Below are 16,810 nucleotides of genomic sequence, written 5' to 3'. Positions count from 1 at the left end.
TCTCAACGCCCGGTGATGTACTGCTCCATCTGCTCGATGAGAAAGCGCTGGTGCGAAATGACGCTCTTGACCAGGTCACCGATGGACACCAGGCCGACGATGCGCCCGTCCTCGACCACCGGCAGGTGGCGCAGGCGGTTCTCGGTCATCAGCGCCATGCACTGCTCGCTGCTCTGCGACGGCCGCACGAAGCGCACGGCGTGGGTCATGACCTCGCGCACCGGCGTCTCGCCCGACGAGCGCCCGCGCAGCACCATCTTTCGTGCGTAGTCGCGCTCGGTGAAGATGCCGACGATCTCGCCGTCCTCCAGCACCAGCAGCGCGCCGATGCCGCGGTCGGCCATGCGCTGCAGCGCGGTCAGCACGCTGTCCGACGGGGAAACACTGTAGACCTGCGCGTCGGCCTTGGACTTGAGGATTTCTGCAACCGTGGTCATGGCAACCTCCCTGGTGTTGTTGGTCGATGGTGAAGCAAGAGCAAGAAGAAAAGAAACAAACAATGGCCTGCCGGCGTCCTGGCGCAGTGTCGCGCGGATGCGCGGGCGCGTGCAACCGGCGGTGACCCTGAAGACGCCCGCGTCAGCGCCGCCCGCCCAGCAGGCCGGCGCCGGCCTTGAGCAGGTCGCCCAGGTCCACGCGCCCGTTGCCGTCCTGGTCCAGCACCTGCGCCAGCAGCCCGCCAGCGGGTGCGCCGCCGCGCTGCAGCTGTGCATGTTCATGGCCCAGCAGGTCTCCCAGGCCACCTGTGCCCAGCCCGCCGGAGCGTACGCGCTGCGCCAGAAAGGACATCACGATGGGCGCCAGCAGGCGCAGCAAGTGCCCGGCGCCGTCGCCCAGCCCGCTGGCCTGGCCGAGCCCGGCCTGCGCCTGGCCGCGCGCGCCGCCCAGGATGTGGTCCAGGATGCCACCGCCGTCCGAGGCCCGTCCGGCGCCGCCGCCCAGCACGGCACCCAGCAGACCGCCCAGGTCCAGCCCGGCGGCCGGCTGCGCTGGCATGTGGTCGCGCTGCAGCGCCTGCAGCAGGGCCTGCGCGCCTTGCGGCTGCTGCGCGTTGCGCCCCAGCGCACCCAGCAGCAGCGGCACCGCCATGGCGGCGGCATGCTGCGCCTGCTGCTGGTCCACGCCCAGCTCACCGGCGATGCGCGCCATGGGGGCACCCTGCAACTGCTGCAGCAGCTCTTGCGTCAGGGGAGCGGTGTCGTGCGGGGAGGACTCGGTCTGCATGGCGCGGCCTTTCTTGTACGGTGGTGTGCGAGGTGGTTCGTGGGAGCATGGTAGCGGCTGGCAGTCGCGCGGCGCGCATGCTGCACCCCTACTATCAAAAAAGCAGCTACTGGCCCTTTATTCATAAGGGCTTGATGGTGTTTTGAGTTGTAAACGGCAGCTGATGGAGGCGCCATCCGCCAGGCGCGGCCTGCCGGCGCGGGTAAAGAAGCATGAAGATCGCAGCGGCTTTCTGCAGCCGAACGCCGGGCATGCGAAAGTACGCGACTTTGGCGGGCCGTCTGTCGCCCGCCGTTTTGCCTCGCCTCCCGTGAGCCGGCACGGCTGCGCCGGCCCGACTGCCCCAGCCATCCATGAACTTCGCGACTCGAGAGCGCCTGCGCTCGTCCCGGGCGCCGCGCGGCGCCCGGCCCTTCCTTCGCACGGCGGACGACGCCTGGCGCGCGCCTGCGCTGGCGCTGCTGGCCGCCCTGGCGCTGGCTGGCTGCGGCCGCTCCACCGGCCAGGACGCACCCGCGGCCGCGCGGGCAGCACCGCCCGAAGTCGGCGTGGTGACGCTGCAGCCCGAGACGCAGCGCCTGAGCACCGAGCTGCCCGGGCGCACTAGTGCCTCGCTGCACGCCGAGATCCGTCCGCAGGTCGGCGGCATCGTGCAAAAGCGCCTGTTCACCGAGGGCAGCGAGGTCCGGGCCGGCCAGGTGCTGTACCAGCTGGACGCCGCCGGCTTCGAGGTCGCGCTGGCCGCCGCCGAAGCCCAGCTGGCACGCGCGCGCACCACCCTGGCCAGCGCCCGGTCCAACGCCCGGCGCAACGCCGAGCTGGTGAAGATCGACGCCATCAGCCGCCAGGTGGCGGACGACAGCCAGGCCGCGGCGGCGCAAGCCGAGTCCGAGGTGGCGGTAGCCACTGCCGCCGTGCGCGCGGCGCGCATCAACCTGGGCTACACCCGCATCACCGCGCCGATCGCCGGGCGCACCGGCACCTCGACGGTCACGCCGGGCGCGCTGGTCACCGCCAACCAGGCGGCGGCGCTGACCACGGTGACGCAGACCGACCCGCTGTACGTGGACATCACCCAGTCCAGCACTGAACTGCTGCGCCTCAAAGGCGAGCTGGCCAGCGGCCGGCTGCAGCCGGCGCCGGGCGGCGCGCGCGGCGAGGCGCGCGTGGCCATACGGTTGGACGACGGCAGCACCTACGCGCACGCCGGTCGCCTGCAGTTCAGCGGCGTGCAGGTCAACCCGGGCACCGGCGCGGTGACGCTGCGCGCGGTGGTGCCCAACCCCGACGGCCTGCTGATGCCCGGCATGTACGTGCGCGCGGTGCTGGACACCGGCGTGAACCCGCAGGCGCTGCTGGTGCCGCAGCAGTCCGTCACGCGCGACGCGGCCGGCAACCCCAGCGTGCTGGTGGTGGCACCAGACGACACCGTGCAGCAGCGGCGCATCGCCACCGGCGCGGCGGTGGGCAACCGCTGGGAAGTGCTGTCGGGCCTGGCCGCGGGCGAGCGCGTGCTGGTGGACGGCGCGCAGCGTGCCCGCCCGGGCGAGCGCGTGCGGCCGGTGCCCTGGAGCCCGCGCCCCGCGCCCGCTGCCAGCGCTGCGCCGGGCGGGGCAGCCGCCAGCACTGCGCCCCCGGACGCTTCAGCAGCCGCCAGTCCAGCCGCCGCAGGTGCGGCAGCATCCGCCGCACCGGCCGCCCCCACGCCCGCCCCGGCGCGCTGACCCGCCATGGCCCAGTTTTTCATCGACCGCCCGGTCTTCGCCTGGGTGCTGGCCATCGTCACCATGCTGGCCGGCGCGCTGTCCATCGCCACGCTGCCGCTGGAGATGTACCCGGATATCGCCCCGCCGCGCGTGACCATCAACACCACCTACACCGGCGCCTCGGCCGAGACGGTGGAAAACTCCGTCACCCAGGTCATCGAGCAGCAGCTCAAGGGCCTGGACAACCTGCTGTACATGCAGTCCACCAGCGACTCGGCCGGGCGCTCGCGCACCACGCTGACCTTCGCGCCCGGCGCCAACATCGACGTGGCCCAGGTGCAGGCGCAGAACAAGCTGCAGGGCGCCATCAACCGCCTTCCCGAGGCGGTGAAGAGCCGTGGCGTGTTCGTCAACAAGGGCGGGCAGGACTACCTGGTCACCTACGTCTTCACCTCGCCCGACCCGGGCGTGTCGCAGGTGACCATTGGCGACTACCTGTCCAGCAGCGTGGTGGACGTGCTGGCGCGCGTGGACGGCGTGGGCGACGTGACGGTGTTCGGCACCAGCTACGCCATGCGCATCTGGATGGACCCGCAGCTGCTGGAGAAATACGCGCTCATGCCCTCGGACCTGGTGAACGCGCTGAACGCGCAGAACGCCCAGGTCTCGGCGGGCCAGCTGGGGGCGCTGCCGGCGGTGCCGGAGCAGATGCTGAATGCCACCGTCACCGGCCGCACCAAGCTGCAAACCGTGGAGGAATTCCGCGCCATCGTGCTGCGCGCCCTGCCCGACGGCTCGGTCGTCACCCTGGCCGACGTGGCGCGGGTCGAACTGGCCGCGGACAACCTGACCGTGCGCTCGATCCTGAACGGCCAGCCCGGCGCGGGCCTGGGGATCGTGCTCGCCGACGGTGCCAACGCCATGCAGGTGGCCGATGCCGTGGCGGCCAAAATCGCCGAACTGGCCCCGTACTTCCCCGACGGCATCACCGGCTTCGTCAGCTCCGACTCCACGCCGTTCGTGCGCGCCTCGCTGCACGAGGTGGTCAAGACGCTGGCCGAGGCCATGCTGCTGGTGACGCTGGTGATGTTCATCTTCCTGCAGAACCTGCGCGCCACGCTGATCCCGGCGATCGCCGTGCCGGTAGTGCTGCTGGGCACGCTGGGCGTGCTGGCCGCCATGGGCTACTCGATCAACATGCTGACCATGTTCGCCCTGGTGCTGGCCATCGGCCTGCTGGTGGACGACGCCATCGTGGTGGTGGAGAACGTCGAGCGCGTGATGAGCGAGGAAGGCCTGGACGCCAAGCAGGCCACGCGCAAGTCGATGCGCGAGATCACCCCGGCGCTGGTCGGCATCGGCCTGACGCTGTCGGCGGTGTTCGTGCCGATGGCGTTCTTCGCCGGCTCGGTGGGCGTCATCTACCGGCAGTTCTCGGTGACCATCGTCGCCGCCATGGCGCTGTCGGTGTTCGTGGCGCTCACCCTGACCCCGGCGCTGTGCGCCACGCTGCTCAAGCCCATCGCCCACGGCAAGGCCGGCCGCACGCCGCGTGCCGGGCCGATGGGCTGGGCAGACCGCTTCTTCAACGGCTTCAACCGGCGCTTCGACGCCGCCGCCGGCGGCTACCAGGGCACGGTGGCGCGGCTGCTGCGGCGCACGGGACGCATGCTGCTGCTGTTCGCGCTGGTGCTGGCGGCAGTGGCCTATATGTTCCGCGCCCTGCCCACGTCCTTCCTGCCCAACGAGGACCAGGGCTTCGTGCGCGTGAACGTCACCCTGCCCTCGGGCGCCACCGACGCGCGCCTGACCGAGGTGATGGACCAGGTACGGCGCTACTTCAAGGACCGGCCCGAGGTCTTCAGCACCAACGCCATCCTGGGCCTGGGGGGCAACCAGAGCTCGGGCAGCATGTTCGTGCGCCTGACCGCATGGGAGCAGCGGCCGCTGCCGTCGCAGTCCGCCGAGGCGATAGCCCGCCAGGCCGGGCGCGACCTGGCGGGCATCCGCGATGCGCGCATCTTCGTCACGCTGCCGCCGCCGGTGCGTGGCCTGGGCTCCAGCGCCGGCATCAACTTCGTGCTCAAGGACCTGAACGGCCTGGGGCACGACGCGCTGATGCAGGCCACCGACCAGGTGCTGCGCGCGGCGCGCGACGTGCCGCAGCTGACGAACATGCGCAACACCGGCTTCGACGACACCTCCGAGCTGCAGGTGCTGGTGGACGACCGCAAGGCCGCCGCCCTGGGCCTGGCGACGGCGGACGTCAACAGCGTGCTGTCGGCCGCGCTGGGCGGCAGCTACGTGAACGACTTCGTGCACCAGGGCCGCGTCAAGCGCGTGTACATCCAGGGCGACGCGCCGGCGCGCATGCTGCCGCAGGACATCGGCCAGTGGGCGGTGCGCAATCGTGAGGGGCAGATGGTGCGCTTCGACGCCTTCTCCAGCACGCGCTGGACCAGCGGCTCGCCGCAGCTAGTGCGCTACAACGGCAGCCCGGCGATCGAACTGGAGGCCAATACCGCGCCCGGCGCCAGCTCGGGCGACGCCATGGCGGCGGTCGAGGCCATCGTGGCGAAGCTGCCGCCCGGCATCGGTTTCGAATGGACCGGCGCCTCGCTGCAGGAGCGCCAGTCGGGCTCGCAGGCGCCGCTGCTGTACGCTGTATCCATCCTGTTCGTGTTCCTGTGCCTGGCGGCGCTGTACGAGAGCTGGAGCGTGCCGGTGTCGGTGATGCTGGCGGTGCCCCTGGGCGTGATCGGCGCGCTGATCGCGACCTATGGGCGCGGCATGGCCAACGACGTGTACTTCCAGGTCGGCCTGCTGACCACCGTGGGCCTGGCGTCCAAGAACGCCATTTTGATCGTCGAGTTCGCGGTGCAGCTGCAGGAGCGCGGCCTCTCGCTCATCGACGCCACCGTGCAGGCTGTGCGCCTGCGCCTGCGGCCGATCCTGATGACCTCGCTGGCGTTCGGTTTCGGTGTGCTGCCGCTGGCCATCGGCACCGGCGCCGGCGCCGGCGGGCGCCAGGCGATCGGCACCGCCGTGCTGGGCGGGATGGTGTTTTCCACGCTGCTGGGCATCTTCTTCGTGCCCGTGTTCTTCCTGGTTGTGCGCCGGCTGTTCACGCGCCGCGCGCGCGCCGATGCCAACGCCGCCCCGGCCACGCCCGCCACGCCATGACCCGAGTCCCGCCCTGCCCCCTGTCACTGCCGCGCCGCGCGCTGCTGCTGGCGGCGCCACTGCTGCTGCCTGCGTGCATGTCGCTGGCGCCGCCGCACGCCGTGCCGCCACTGCCGGTGCCAGGCACCCTGGATGCCCCGGCACCGACCAGCGCGCCGCTGCTGGGCGCCCCTGGCGACGCGGCGCAGCCACTGTTCGTGCAGGACGCGCGCCTGCGCACCCTGCTGGGCCAGGCACTGGCCGACAACCGCGACCTGCGCCTGGCGCTGCTGGCGGTGGAGCGCGCGCGCGCCCAATACGGCATCGCCCAGGCCGACCTGCTGCCCGGCGTGACGGCCAGCGGCGCCGCCAGCCGCGCGCGCACGGCCGAGGACCTCACGGCCAGCGGCCGCAGCAGCACCGCCAGTCAGTTCAGCGCCAGCGTCGGCCTGGCGGCGTACGAGATCGACTTCTGGGGCCGCGTGCGCAACCTGAACGAAGCCGCGCTGCAGGAATTTTTGCGCACCCAGGACAGCCGCGACAGCGTGCGCGTGGCCTTGGTGGCCGACGTCATCCTGGCCTGGCTGAACCTGGACGCCGACGCGCGCCGCCTGCAGCTGGCGCGCGGCACGCTGCGCGCGCGCGAGCAGCAGCTGCAACTCACCCGCCGCACGCGCGAGCTGGGCGCCGCCTCGGGCCTGACGCTGGCCCAGGTGCAGACCACCGTGGACGCCGCGCGCGCCGACGTCGCCGCCTACCAGGCGCAGGTCGCCCGGGACCGCAACGCGCTGGCGCTGCTGGTCGGCACGCCGGTGGCCGACAACCTGCTGCCGGACAGTGTGGCCGCCGCGCTGCAGGGGCCTGAGCCGCTGCCCCCGCTTGGCGGCGCAGGCGGCACGGCGGCAGCGGACGGGGCTCCGGCATCCGGCACGGGCGGTACACGCTCCGCAGCGCTGGCCGTGCCGGCGCCGGCGCCCGCCACCGCCCTGCCGGCCATTGCGCCCGGCCTGCCGTCCAGCGTGCTGCTGGCGCGCCCCGACGTGCGCGCCGCCGAGCATGCGCTGGCGGCGGCCAGCGCGCAGATTGGCGTGGCCCGCGCCGCGTTCTTCCCGTCCATCAGCCTGACGGCCAGCGTCGGCACCGCCAGCAACGCGCTGTCGGGCCTGTTCGCCGGCGGCAACGGCACCTGGAGCTTCGCGCCGCAGATCCGCCTGCCGATCTTCGACGCCGGGCGCAACCGCGCCAACCTGCGCGTGGCCGAGGTGGCGCGGGACAGCGCCATCGCGCAGTACGAGCGCGCCATCCAGGCGGCCTTCCGCGACGCGCGCGACGCGCTGGCCGACCGCGCCACACTGGGCGAGCGGCTGGCGGCGCAGCAGTCGCTGGTGGCGGCCAGCGCCCAGGTGCTGGAGCTGTCGCAGGCGCGCTTTCGCCTGGGCGCCGACAGCTACCTGGCGGTGCTGGATGCCGAGCGCTCGCTGTACGCCGCGCAGCAGTCGCTCATCGCCCTGCAGCTGGCCGAACAGGCCAACCGCGTGCAGCTGTACCGCGCGCTGGGCGGGCAGTGGCGCGCGGCCGGCGCGCCCTGACGCCGCCGTGCACCATGGCCATGCACGGGGCGCAGCCGCGCACCATCCGGGGGCGCGGACGGTGAGTTGAAACGCTCTATTTTTCATAGCTGAAGGCCCATATGCAACAAGGGCTGAAGCCGTTTTCTCCTTGAAACCCTGGGCTGGCACGCCCATTGCATTGACCGCTTGAGCACCGGCGCGACAGGCGCCGGCCCTTCAGGCGACGCGGGCCTCGGGCCCTGGGAGATGCAAGGTGAAACGGAACCGGCTGGTCATGGTGGGCAACGGCATGGCGGGGGTGCGCACGATCGAGGAGCTGCTGAAGGCGGCGCCCGATCTGTACGACATCACCATCTTCGGCGCCGAGCCCCACCCCAACTACAACCGCATCCTGCTCTCGCCCGTGCTGGCGGGCGAGCAGCAGCTGGCGCAGATCGTGCTGAACGACTGGGACTGGTACCGGCGGCACGGCATCACCCTGCACGCCGGCTGCACGGTCACGCAGGTGGACCGGCGCCAGCGCCTGGTGCACGGCACCAGCGCCACCGGGCACGCCGTGAGCGCGCCCTATGACCGCCTGGTACTGGCCACCGGCGCGCTGCCGCTGCGGCTGCCCGTGCCGGGGGCGCAGCTGGCGGGCGTGCTGGCCTACCGCGACATCGCCGACACCCAGGCCCTGATCGACGCCGCCGCGCGCCAGCGCCACGCGGTGGTCATCGGCGGCGGTCTGCTGGGACTGGAGGCCGCCAACGGCCTGCTGCAGCGCGGCATGCAGGTTACCGTGGTGCACACCGGCGCGTGGCCGATGGAGCGCCAGCTCGACGCCGTCGCCGGCGGCATGCTGCAGGCCAGCCTGGCCGCGCGCGGCATGCGCTTCCTGCTGCAGACGCATACCCGCGAACTGCTCGACGACGGCAGCGGCCGCGTGCGCGCCGTGCGCTTCGCCGATGGCAGCGAGGTGCCGGCGCAGCTGGTGGTCATGTGCGTCGGCATCCGTCCCAACACCGCGCTGGCCGAACGCATGCGCCTGCACGTGGAGCGCGGCATCGTCGTCAACGACACCCTGCAAACCACCACCGACGCGCGCATCTACGCGGTGGGCGAGTGCGTGGCGCACCGCGGCGTGGCCTACGGCCTGGTGGCGCCGCTGTTCGAGCAGGGCAAGGTCCTGGCCAACCATCTGGCGGAGCTGGGCATCGGCCGCTATGCCGGCTCGCAGACCTCGACCAAGCTCAAGGTCACGGGCATCGAGCTGTTTTCCGCCGGCGACTTCCAGGGTGGCGCAGGCACGGAGAGCCTGGTGCTGAGCGACCCCGGCGGCGGCCTGTACAAGAAACTGGTGCTCAAGGATGACCGGCTGGTCGGCGCCTGCCTGTATGGCAGCGCGGTGGACAGCGGCTGGTACTTCCAGCTGCTGCGCGAGGGCCGGCCGGTGGGCGCGCTGCGCGCCGCGCTGCTGCTGGGCCAGAGCAACCTGGGCGAAGGCGGCCACGCCGGGCAGAACCAGGCCGCCAGCCTGCCGGACGACGCCGAGGTTTGCGGCTGCAACGGCGTGACCAAGGGCGCCATCTGCCGGGCGATCCGCGACAAGGGCCTGTTCACGCTGGATGAGGTGCGCCAGCACACCAAGGCCAGCGCCAGCTGCGGCTCGTGCACCGGGCTGGTGCAGCAGATCCTGGTGGCGACGGTGGGCGGCGACCATTCGGCCACGCCCGCCACGCGGCCGCTGTGCGGCTGCACCGAGCACGGCCACGAGGCGGTGCGGGACGCCATCCGCACGCACCGCCTGCTGGACAAGGAAGCCGTCTTCGCCTTCCTGGAGTGGCGCACGCCCGACGGCTGCCCGGCCTGCCGCCCGGCGGTCAACTACTACCTGCTCAGCACCTGGCCGGGGCAGGCGCGGGACGATCCGCAAAGCCGCCTGATCAACGAGCGCAGCCACGCCAACATTCAGAAAGACGGCACGTACAGCGTGGTGCCGCGCATGTGGGGCGGCGAGACCAGCGCCGCCGAGCTGCGCCGCATCGCCGACGTGGTGGACCGCTACCGCATCCCGGCCGTGAAGGTCACGGGCGGCCAGCGCATCGACCTGCTGGGCGTGAAGAAAGAGGACCTGCACGCCGTCTGGCGCGACCTGCAGATGCCCAGCGGCCACGCCTATGCCAAGGGCCTGCGCACGGTGAAGACCTGCGTGGGCAGCGAGTGGTGTCGCTTCGGCACGCAGGACAGCAGCCAGCTGGGGCGCGACCTGGAGCGCGCGCTGTGGCGCATGGTCGCGCCGCACAAGGTCAAGCTGGCGGTGAGCGGCTGCCCGCGCAACTGCGCCGAGAGCGGCATCAAGGACGTGGGCGTGATCGGCGTGGACTCGGGCTGGGAGATCCACATCGCCGGCAACGGCGGCATCAAGACCGAGGTGGCGCACTTCTTCGCCAAGGTGGCGACGGCGCAGGAGGTGCTGGAAATCGCCGGCGCCTTCCTGCAGCTGTACCGCGAGGAAGGCTGGTACCTGGAGCGCACCACGCACTACGTGGCGCGCGTCGGTCTGGAGCACGTGCAGCGCCAGGTGCTGCAGGACGCGGCGCGGCGCCAGGCGCTGTGGCAGCGCCTGCAGCAGGCGCTGGCCCACGAGGCCGACCCGTGGCACGAGGGCGAACGGGCCGGCGTGGACGCGCGCCAGTTCATCCCCATCGCCGTGGCCTGAAGCATGGATTTCAAGCGAAAGCCGGCCCTGGCCCAAGCAAATCATGGATCGCCAGCTATAGAAAGAATAGCAATGACCGAGTGGACCTACATCTGTCGCATCGACGACATCCCGCGCCAAGGCGCGCGCCGCGTGGCCCGGCCACGCGGCCTGGAGGTGGCGCTGTTTCGCACCGGCGCCGACCGCATCCACGCCCTGCTCGACTGGAGCCCGTACAAGGGCGGCCCGCTGTCGCAGGGCCTGGTGTTCGGCGCCAGCGTGTCCTGCCCGCTGCACGGCTGGACCATCGGCCTGGCCGACGGCCAGGCGCTGGCGCCCGACGAGGGCAGCACGCCGTGCTTTCGCGTGCGCGTGGACGGCGGCGCCGTCTACCTGGACGCGCAGCAGCTGGCGCAGCACGCGCTGCAGCACGCGCGCCCGCCGGCTGGCCCGGCGCTGCGCGCGGCGCCCGGCGCCTGAACGTTTTTCCCTGTCTCCCCACGTTTTCCTTCACCCCTGGAGCGCATGCCATGGCCTACCTCACCCCCGCCGAATTCGTCACCAAGATGGTGGACAGCGGCGAAGCCAAGATCCACATGTCCACGCGCGACACGCTGATCCGCGCCTTCATGGCTGGCGCCATCCTGGCGCTGGCGGCGGTGTTTGCCGTCACCGCCTCGGTCACCAGCGGCTCGGCGCTGGTCGGCGCCATCCTGTTCCCGGTGGGCGTGTGCATGCTCTACCTGCTGGGCTTCGACTTGCTGACGGGCGTCTTCATGCTCACCCCGCTGGCCTGGCTGGACCGGCGCGCGGGGGTCACGCTGGGCGGCATCGCGCGCAACTGGGCCCTGGTGTTCAGCGGCAACTTCCTGGGCGCGCTGACGGTGGCGTTCATGATGGCCTTCATCTTCACCTTCGGCTTTTCCACGCCGCCGGGCGAGATCGGCCAGAAGATCGGCCACATCGGCGAGGCGCGCACGCTGGGCTACGCGCAGCACGGGCTGATGGGCTGGCTGACCATCTTCATGCGCGGCGTGCTGTGCAACTGGATGGTCTGCACCGGCGTGGTCGGCGCCATGATCTCCACCACCGTCGGCGGCAAGGTCATCGCCATGTGGATGCCCATCATGCTGTTCTTCGCCATGGGCTTCGAGCACTCGGTGGTGAACATGTTCCTGTTCCCCTCGGGGCTGATGATGGGCGGCAACTTCTCGCTGCTGGACTACCTGGTGTGGAACGAGATCCCGGTGGTGTTGGGCAACCTGGTCGGCGGCCTGGCCTTCACCGGCCTGACGCTCTACACCACGCACCTGCGCACCGCGCCGCGGCGCCTGCCGGGCTGACGCCGCACGCCGCGCCCGGCCGGATAAGCGCATGCCAGTCAGGCATAAGGCGTGATGGAAAATCGCGTTTTTCCACATAACAACCGCCCCGCAGCATGGCCATCAGCCACTACATCAAGGAACTCGGCCGCGGCGCGCGCGGCGCGCGCGCGCTCGACCGCGCGCAGGCCGCCGACCTGTTCGGCCAGCTGCTGGACGGCCAGGCCAGCGACCTGCAGGTCGGGGCGTTTTGCGTCGCCATGCGCGTCAAGGGCGAGACCGTGCCCGAGATGTGCGGCTTCCTGGACGCTGCCCAGGCCCGGCTGGCCCGCGTGCCGGCCTGCGCGGACGGCCTGCCACTGGTGGTGCTGCCCAGCTACAACGGCGCGCGCAAGCTGCCGGTGCTGACCCCGCTGCTGGCACTGCTGCTGGCGCGGGACGGCCTGCCGGTGCTGCTGCATGGCATGCCCACCGAGGAGCGGCGCGTGCTGGCCAGCGACGTGCTGCAGGCGCTGGGCATCGCGCCGCTGGCCGCGCCCGCAGCCGTGGCGCCGGGCAGCGTCGCGCATCTGCCCACCGCCGCGCTGCACCCCGGCCTGGCGCGGCTGCTGGCGGCGCGCGAGGCGATCGGCCTGCGCACCCCGGCGCACAGCGTGGTCAAGCTGATCGCCCCCTGCGCCGGCCCGGCGCTGGTGGTGAGCAGCTACACCCACGCCGAATATTTCGACTTGTCCGATGGCGTGGCGCGCGAGCGCGCCATGCACCTGCTGCTGTCGCGCGGGCTGGAGGGCGAGGTCGCCGCCGACCCGCGCCGCACGCCGCGCTACGACGGCTACGTGCACGGACACCACCGGCTGCTGGCCGAGCAGCAGCCCGGCACCGCCGCCGCCGTGCCCGGCCTGCCCGAGGTCATCGACGTGAACAGCACGGCACGCTACACCCGCGCGGTGCTGGAGGGCAGCCTGCCCGTGCCCGCCGCCATCGCCGAGCAAGTGCGTTACATCGCCCGGCTGGCGCGCGCCGTGCGCGACGCGCCGGCCGCTGGTCCCCATGCGGGCGACGTAGCCGCCGCGCCCGCCATGCCGGCGCCCTGACGGCGCCGCCGCGCCTTGCGCCGATCCGTTCGAACCACCCCGATGCCACGAGACCCCACGCCATGAACACCGCCACCACCTCTTCCGTCCGCGCCGGCAGCTGCACCTTGGTCGGCGCCGGCCCGGGCGACCCCGAGTTGCTCACCCTGAAGGCCGCGCGCGCTATCGCCAGCGCCAGCGTGCTGCTGGTGGATGATCTGGTCAGCGACGAGGTCGTCGCGCTGGCGGCGCCCGGCGCACGCATCGTGCGCGTCGGCAAGCGCGGCGGCTGCCGCAGCACGCCCCAGGCCTTCATCGAGAAGTTGCTGGTGGCCGAGGTGCTGGCCGGCGAGCGCGTGGTGCGGTTAAAGGGCGGCGACCCCTTCATCTTCGGCCGCGGCGGCGAGGAGGTCGAGGCGCTGCGCGCCGCCGGCGTCGAGCCGGTGGTGGTCAATGGCATCACCGCCGGGCTGGCCGCGCCGACGCAGCTGGGCGTGCCGCTGACGCACCGCGCCCACGCCCAGGGCGTGCTGCTGGTCACCGGCCACACCCAGCCCGGCGGCGGGCAGACCGACTGGGCGCTGCTGGCTGCCACCGCGCACGCCGCGCGCCTTACGCTGGTCATCTACATGGGCATGCGCGGAGCGCGCGACATCCAGCATGGCCTGCTGACCGGCGGCCTGCCGACACACACGCCGGTGGCCGTGGTGCAGCACGCTACGCTGGCGCACCAGCGCCACGCCGTCATGCGGCTGGATGCCCTGCACGCCACCATCGAGCGCGAGGCGCTAGGCAGCCCCAGCGTGATCGTCGTCGGCGACGTGGTGCAGGGCCTGCAGGCGCTGGGCGAGGCGCCGGCGCCAGTCCCTGCGCTGGCGGCGCGGGCCTGAGCGGCACCACCGCGCCCGGACAGGCCCTTTTCGGCACCGGCACGATTCGCGCGGGCGTGACGTCGGCGGCGAGCGGCGCCGGTGTGCGGCCACGCGTGCGCAGCCTGAGCAGGTAGGGTGGAACGCGCGGCGCAGCCCCACGCGCATTCCCCTCGGCCACTTCTTTGCCGCGCACACCGGACAATGGCGGGTTTTGTCGGACCGCCCTTCCCTGCCGTGACCACTCCCTTTTTTGATGCCGTCGTCATCGGCGCCGGCGCCGCTGGCCTGTTCTGCGCTGCCCAGGCCGGCCAGCGCGGCCTGCGTGTGCTGCTGATCGACCACGCGACGCGCGTGGCCGAGAAGATCCGCATCTCCGGCGGCGGGCGCTGCAACTTCACCAACCAAGAGCTGGACGCCACCGCGCCGCAGCGCCACTTCGTCGGCGCGAACCCGCAATTCGCGCGCTCGGCACTCTCGCGCTACACGCCGCAGGACTTCATCGCCCTGCTGCGCCGCCACGCGATCCCTTTCCATGAAAAGCACAAGGGCCAGCTGTTTTGCGACCGTTCGGCCGAGGACCTGATCGCCATGCTGCTGGCCGAATGCGCCGCCGGCAGTGTGCAGCGCTGGCAGCCCTGTGCCGTGAAAAACGTGGCGTTTTCGGCTGCCAGCCCTGATGGAACAAGCGCCGGCAGCTATCACATCGATACCGACCGTGGGCCGGTGACGGCGCGCAGCCTGGTCATTGCCACCGGCGGGCTGTCCATTCCGAAGATCGGCGCGACCGACTTCGGCTATCGGCTGGCGCAGCAGTTCGGCCTGCCACTTGTCGAGCGCCGGCCCGGCCTGGTGCCGCTGACCTTTGACGGGACCGCCTGGGCGCCCTATGCGCAGCTGTCCGGCCTGGCGCTGCCAGTGGCCATCAGCACCGGCCTGGGCAAGAAGGGCCGCAGCACCTTTCACGAAGACCTGCTGTTCACCCACCGCGGCTTGTCCGGGCCGGCGGTGCTGCAGATTTCCAGCTACTGGCAGCCGGGCACGCCCATCGCCATCGACCTGGCACCGGGCACCGACCTGCAGGACGCGCTGCGCCAGGGCAAGGCACGCCAGTCGCGCAGGCTGCTGGCCAACGAGCTGGCGCAGTGGCTGCCCGCGCGCCTGGCCGACGCCTGGTGCGCGCAGGACACGCAGTGGCAGCGCCCGCTGGCCGAGGCCGCCGACCGCGCCCTGTCGCGCCTGGGCGAGCAGCTGGCGCACTGGCAGGTCACGCCCACCGGCACCGAGGGCTACCGCAAGGCCGAAGTGACCCTGGGCGGCGTGGATACGCGCGCGCTGTCGCAGCACACCCTGGAGTGCAAGGCGCAGCCGGGCCTGTACTTCATCGGCGAGGTGGTGGACGTGACCGGCTGGCTGGGTGGCTACAACTTCCAGTGGGCCTGGGCGAGTGCCCATGCTTGCGCGCAGGCGCTGGCGGCGCGGTGAAGCGCGGCCATGGGCCGGCGCCATCCCTTAGCCAAAACCAAATGGCCGCGCGCCGCGCGCGCCGGGACAATCGCGCCCCAGCGGCGCCCCGTCGGGCGCGCATTCAGCAGCATTCCTGCACCACGGGCACCATGCACTCCCAGCCCCCGCTCCGAACTCCCCGAAGCCTCTCTGCCTCCGCCCTGCTGCGCTCGGCCGCACTGGCCGCCGGCCTGCTGATGGCCACCGCCACCGCCTCGGGCTACGAAGTGCGCGCCGGTCACATCCTGGACGCGGCTGGCAACACCGTCCAGCTGCGCGGCGTGAACTGGTTCGGCGCCGAAACCGAAACCCATGCCCTCCACGGCCTGTGGGCGCGCAACTGGAAGGACATGATCGACCAGATGCAGGGCCAGGGCTTCAATGCCGTGCGTCTGCCGTTCTGCCCGGCGACGCTGCAGGGCGTGGCGCCCTCGGGCATTGACTACAGCCGCAACGCCGATCTGCAGGGCCTGAACTCGCTGCAGGTGCTGGACGCAGTGGTGCTGGAGCTCAGCCGGCGCGGCATGTACATACTGCTGGACCACCACACCAGCGATTGCCAGAGCATCAGTGAACTCTGGTACACGCCCGGCTACAGCGAGACGCAGTGGCTGAACGACCTGGCCTTCGTCGCCCAGCGCTACCGCGAGGTGCCGGGCGTCATCGGCATCGACATCAAGAACGAGCCGCACGGCGCCGCCACCTGGGGCACGGGCAACGTGGCCACCGACTGGAACCTGGCCGCCGAGCGCGCCGCCGCCCGGGTACTGCCGATCGCGCCCCACTGGCTGATCGCCGTCGAGGGCATCGGCGCCAGCGCCCATTGCTCCAGCCAGGCCGGGCATTTCTGGGGCAGCAACATCGAGCCGCTGGAGTGCAAGCCACTGGCCATCCCCGCCGACCGCCTGCTGCTGGCGCCGCATACCTATGGCCCGGACGTGTACGTACAGCCGTACTTCAATGCCGCGGACTTCCCGGCCAACATGCCGGCAATCTGGGAACAGCAGTTCGGCCGCTTCGTGCAGAAGGGCTACACGCTGCTGCTGGGCGAGTTCGGCGGCAAGTACGGGCAGGGCCATGCCGGCGACGTCGCCTGGCAAGACGCGCTGGTGGACTATCTGGTCGGCAAGGGCGTGCGCAGTGGCTTCTACTGGTCCTGGAACCCCAACAGCGGCGACACCGGCGGCATCCTGCAGGACGACTGGCAGACCGTGCGCAGCGACAAGGTGCAGCTATTGCAGCGCCTGTGGGGCAATGTAGGCGGCAGCACCACCCCGGCACCCGAGCCGGCCAACCCGCTGCCGCCGGCGCCCACACCGCAGCCCGATCCGGCACCGGCGCCCACGCCCACCCCCGGACAAGCGCAGTTCGCCTTCCAGCAGATCGTGGACACCGACTGGGGCAGCGGCTACTGCCAGCGCATCCAGGTACACAACACCGGCACGACGACCGGCGACTGGGTGTTGATCACGCCCATCAGCGGCCAGGTCACCACGCTGTGGAGCGCCCAGTGGCTACAACAGGGCAATCTGCTGGGCGCCATCGGACTGGATTGGAACCACTCGCTGGCCCCGGGCGCCAGCACCGAATTCGGCTTCTGCGCACAACGCTGAAGGCTGCGCAGGGCCGCTGCGCTCGGCTGCTACGCTATAATGCCCGGCTTTGCTGGCAAACGCCCGTCGGCCAAAATACTAGTT

At 71.7% G+C, this 16,810-nt stretch carries 12 protein-coding genes; 10 read left to right on the top strand and 2 right to left on the bottom strand.

Translation table 11 applies throughout. From position 1 onward, the window contains the following. Positions 1–2: 2 nt before the first annotated feature. Positions 3–437, bottom strand: coding sequence for a CBS domain-containing protein (locus BLQ61_RS00680; protein WP_091565432.1), 435 nt, complete (start codon positions 435–437; stop codon positions 3–5). 142 nt (positions 438–579) lie between these two features. Then, positions 580–1,224, bottom strand: coding sequence for a DUF937 domain-containing protein (locus BLQ61_RS00675; protein ID WP_091565430.1), 645 nt, complete (start codon positions 1,222–1,224; stop codon positions 580–582). Between the two features lie 353 nt (positions 1,225–1,577). Here BLQ61_RS00675 and BLQ61_RS00670 point away from each other — a divergent pair, with 353 nt between their 5' ends. From BLQ61_RS00670 to BLQ61_RS17680, 10 genes are all read left to right on the top strand, one after another. Further along, positions 1,578–2,948: an efflux RND transporter periplasmic adaptor subunit gene (locus BLQ61_RS00670; protein ID WP_091565427.1), complete on the top strand. Its 1,371-nt coding sequence runs from the start codon at positions 1,578–1,580 to the stop codon at positions 2,946–2,948. A 6-nt stretch (positions 2,949–2,954) separates the two neighbouring features. Then, entirely contained in the window at positions 2,955–6,113 is a 3,159-nt protein-coding gene (locus BLQ61_RS00665; RefSeq protein WP_091565424.1) for an efflux RND transporter permease subunit, read from the top strand. After that, the gene (locus BLQ61_RS00660) at positions 6,110–7,681 is read left to right on the top strand and encodes a TolC family protein (protein WP_091565422.1); all 1,572 of its coding nucleotides are present in this window, start codon (positions 6,110–6,112) and stop codon (positions 7,679–7,681) included. Before BLQ61_RS00665 ends, BLQ61_RS00660 begins: the two co-directional genes overlap by 4 nt. A 256-nt stretch (positions 7,682–7,937) precedes the next feature. Next, entirely contained in the window at positions 7,938–10,364 is a 2,427-nt protein-coding gene (nirB, locus tag BLQ61_RS00655) for a nitrite reductase large subunit NirB (protein WP_091565419.1), read from the top strand. Positions 10,365–10,436: 72 nt separating this feature from the next. Next, on the top strand, positions 10,437–10,823 hold the full coding sequence (gene nirD / locus BLQ61_RS00650; RefSeq protein WP_091565417.1) for a nitrite reductase small subunit NirD: 387 nt from the start codon (positions 10,437–10,439) through the stop codon (positions 10,821–10,823). 50 nt (positions 10,824–10,873) lie between these two features. Next, positions 10,874–11,686: a formate/nitrite transporter family protein gene (locus tag BLQ61_RS00645; RefSeq protein ID WP_091565414.1), complete on the top strand. Its 813-nt coding sequence runs from the start codon at positions 10,874–10,876 to the stop codon at positions 11,684–11,686. 95 nt (positions 11,687–11,781) lie between these two features. After that, positions 11,782–12,759 (top strand): DNA-binding protein YbiB, encoded by a 978-nt coding sequence (gene ybiB / locus BLQ61_RS00640; protein WP_091565412.1) that lies wholly within the window; start codon positions 11,782–11,784, stop codon positions 12,757–12,759. 62 nt (positions 12,760–12,821) lie between these two features. Then, on the top strand, positions 12,822–13,628 hold the full coding sequence (gene cobA, locus BLQ61_RS00635) for a uroporphyrinogen-III C-methyltransferase (protein WP_091565409.1): 807 nt from the start codon (positions 12,822–12,824) through the stop codon (positions 13,626–13,628). A 216-nt stretch (positions 13,629–13,844) separates the two neighbouring features. Then, positions 13,845–15,092 carry a BaiN/RdsA family NAD(P)/FAD-dependent oxidoreductase gene (locus BLQ61_RS00630; protein ID WP_091566420.1) on the top strand — a complete coding sequence of 416 codons (1,248 nt, stop codon included), beginning with the start codon at positions 13,845–13,847 and terminating at the stop codon, positions 15,090–15,092. Between the two features lie 131 nt (positions 15,093–15,223). After that, positions 15,224–16,726 carry a cellulase family glycosylhydrolase gene (locus BLQ61_RS17680; RefSeq protein ID WP_091565406.1) on the top strand — a complete coding sequence of 501 codons (1,503 nt, stop codon included), beginning with the start codon at positions 15,224–15,226 and terminating at the stop codon, positions 16,724–16,726. Positions 16,727–16,810: the final 84 nt, after the last annotated feature.

It is taken from the genome of Oryzisolibacter propanilivorax (genome assembly GCF_900103645.1).
Lineage (GTDB): Bacteria > Pseudomonadota > Gammaproteobacteria > Burkholderiales > Burkholderiaceae_C > Melaminivora > Melaminivora propanilivorax.
Note: the sequence above shows the minus strand (reverse complement) of the source record. Positions and strands in the feature narration are given on the sequence as shown.

Excerpts from the sequence above, each read along its gene's own strand:
- BLQ61_RS00680 (WP_091565432.1), bottom strand. The coding sequence starts at position 437 with ATGACCACGGTTGCAGAAATCCTCAAGTCCAAGGCCGACGCGCAGGTC.
- BLQ61_RS00675 (WP_091565430.1), bottom strand. The coding sequence starts at position 1,224 with ATGCAGACCGAGTCCTCCCCGCACGACACCGCTCCCCTGACGCAAGAG.
- BLQ61_RS00670 (WP_091565427.1), top strand. The coding sequence starts at position 1,578 with ATGAACTTCGCGACTCGAGAGCGCCTGCGCTCGTCCCGGGCGCCGCGC.
- BLQ61_RS00665 (WP_091565424.1), top strand. The coding sequence starts at position 2,955 with ATGGCCCAGTTTTTCATCGACCGCCCGGTCTTCGCCTGGGTGCTGGCC.
- BLQ61_RS00660 (WP_091565422.1), top strand. The coding sequence starts at position 6,110 with ATGACCCGAGTCCCGCCCTGCCCCCTGTCACTGCCGCGCCGCGCGCTG.
- nirB (WP_091565419.1), top strand. The coding sequence starts at position 7,938 with ATGGTGGGCAACGGCATGGCGGGGGTGCGCACGATCGAGGAGCTGCTG.
- nirD (WP_091565417.1), top strand. The coding sequence starts at position 10,437 with ATGACCGAGTGGACCTACATCTGTCGCATCGACGACATCCCGCGCCAA.
- BLQ61_RS00645 (WP_091565414.1), top strand. The coding sequence starts at position 10,874 with ATGGCCTACCTCACCCCCGCCGAATTCGTCACCAAGATGGTGGACAGC.
- ybiB (WP_091565412.1), top strand. The coding sequence starts at position 11,782 with ATGGCCATCAGCCACTACATCAAGGAACTCGGCCGCGGCGCGCGCGGC.
- cobA (WP_091565409.1), top strand. The coding sequence starts at position 12,822 with ATGAACACCGCCACCACCTCTTCCGTCCGCGCCGGCAGCTGCACCTTG.
- BLQ61_RS17680 (WP_091565406.1), top strand. The coding sequence starts at position 15,224 with ATGCACTCCCAGCCCCCGCTCCGAACTCCCCGAAGCCTCTCTGCCTCC.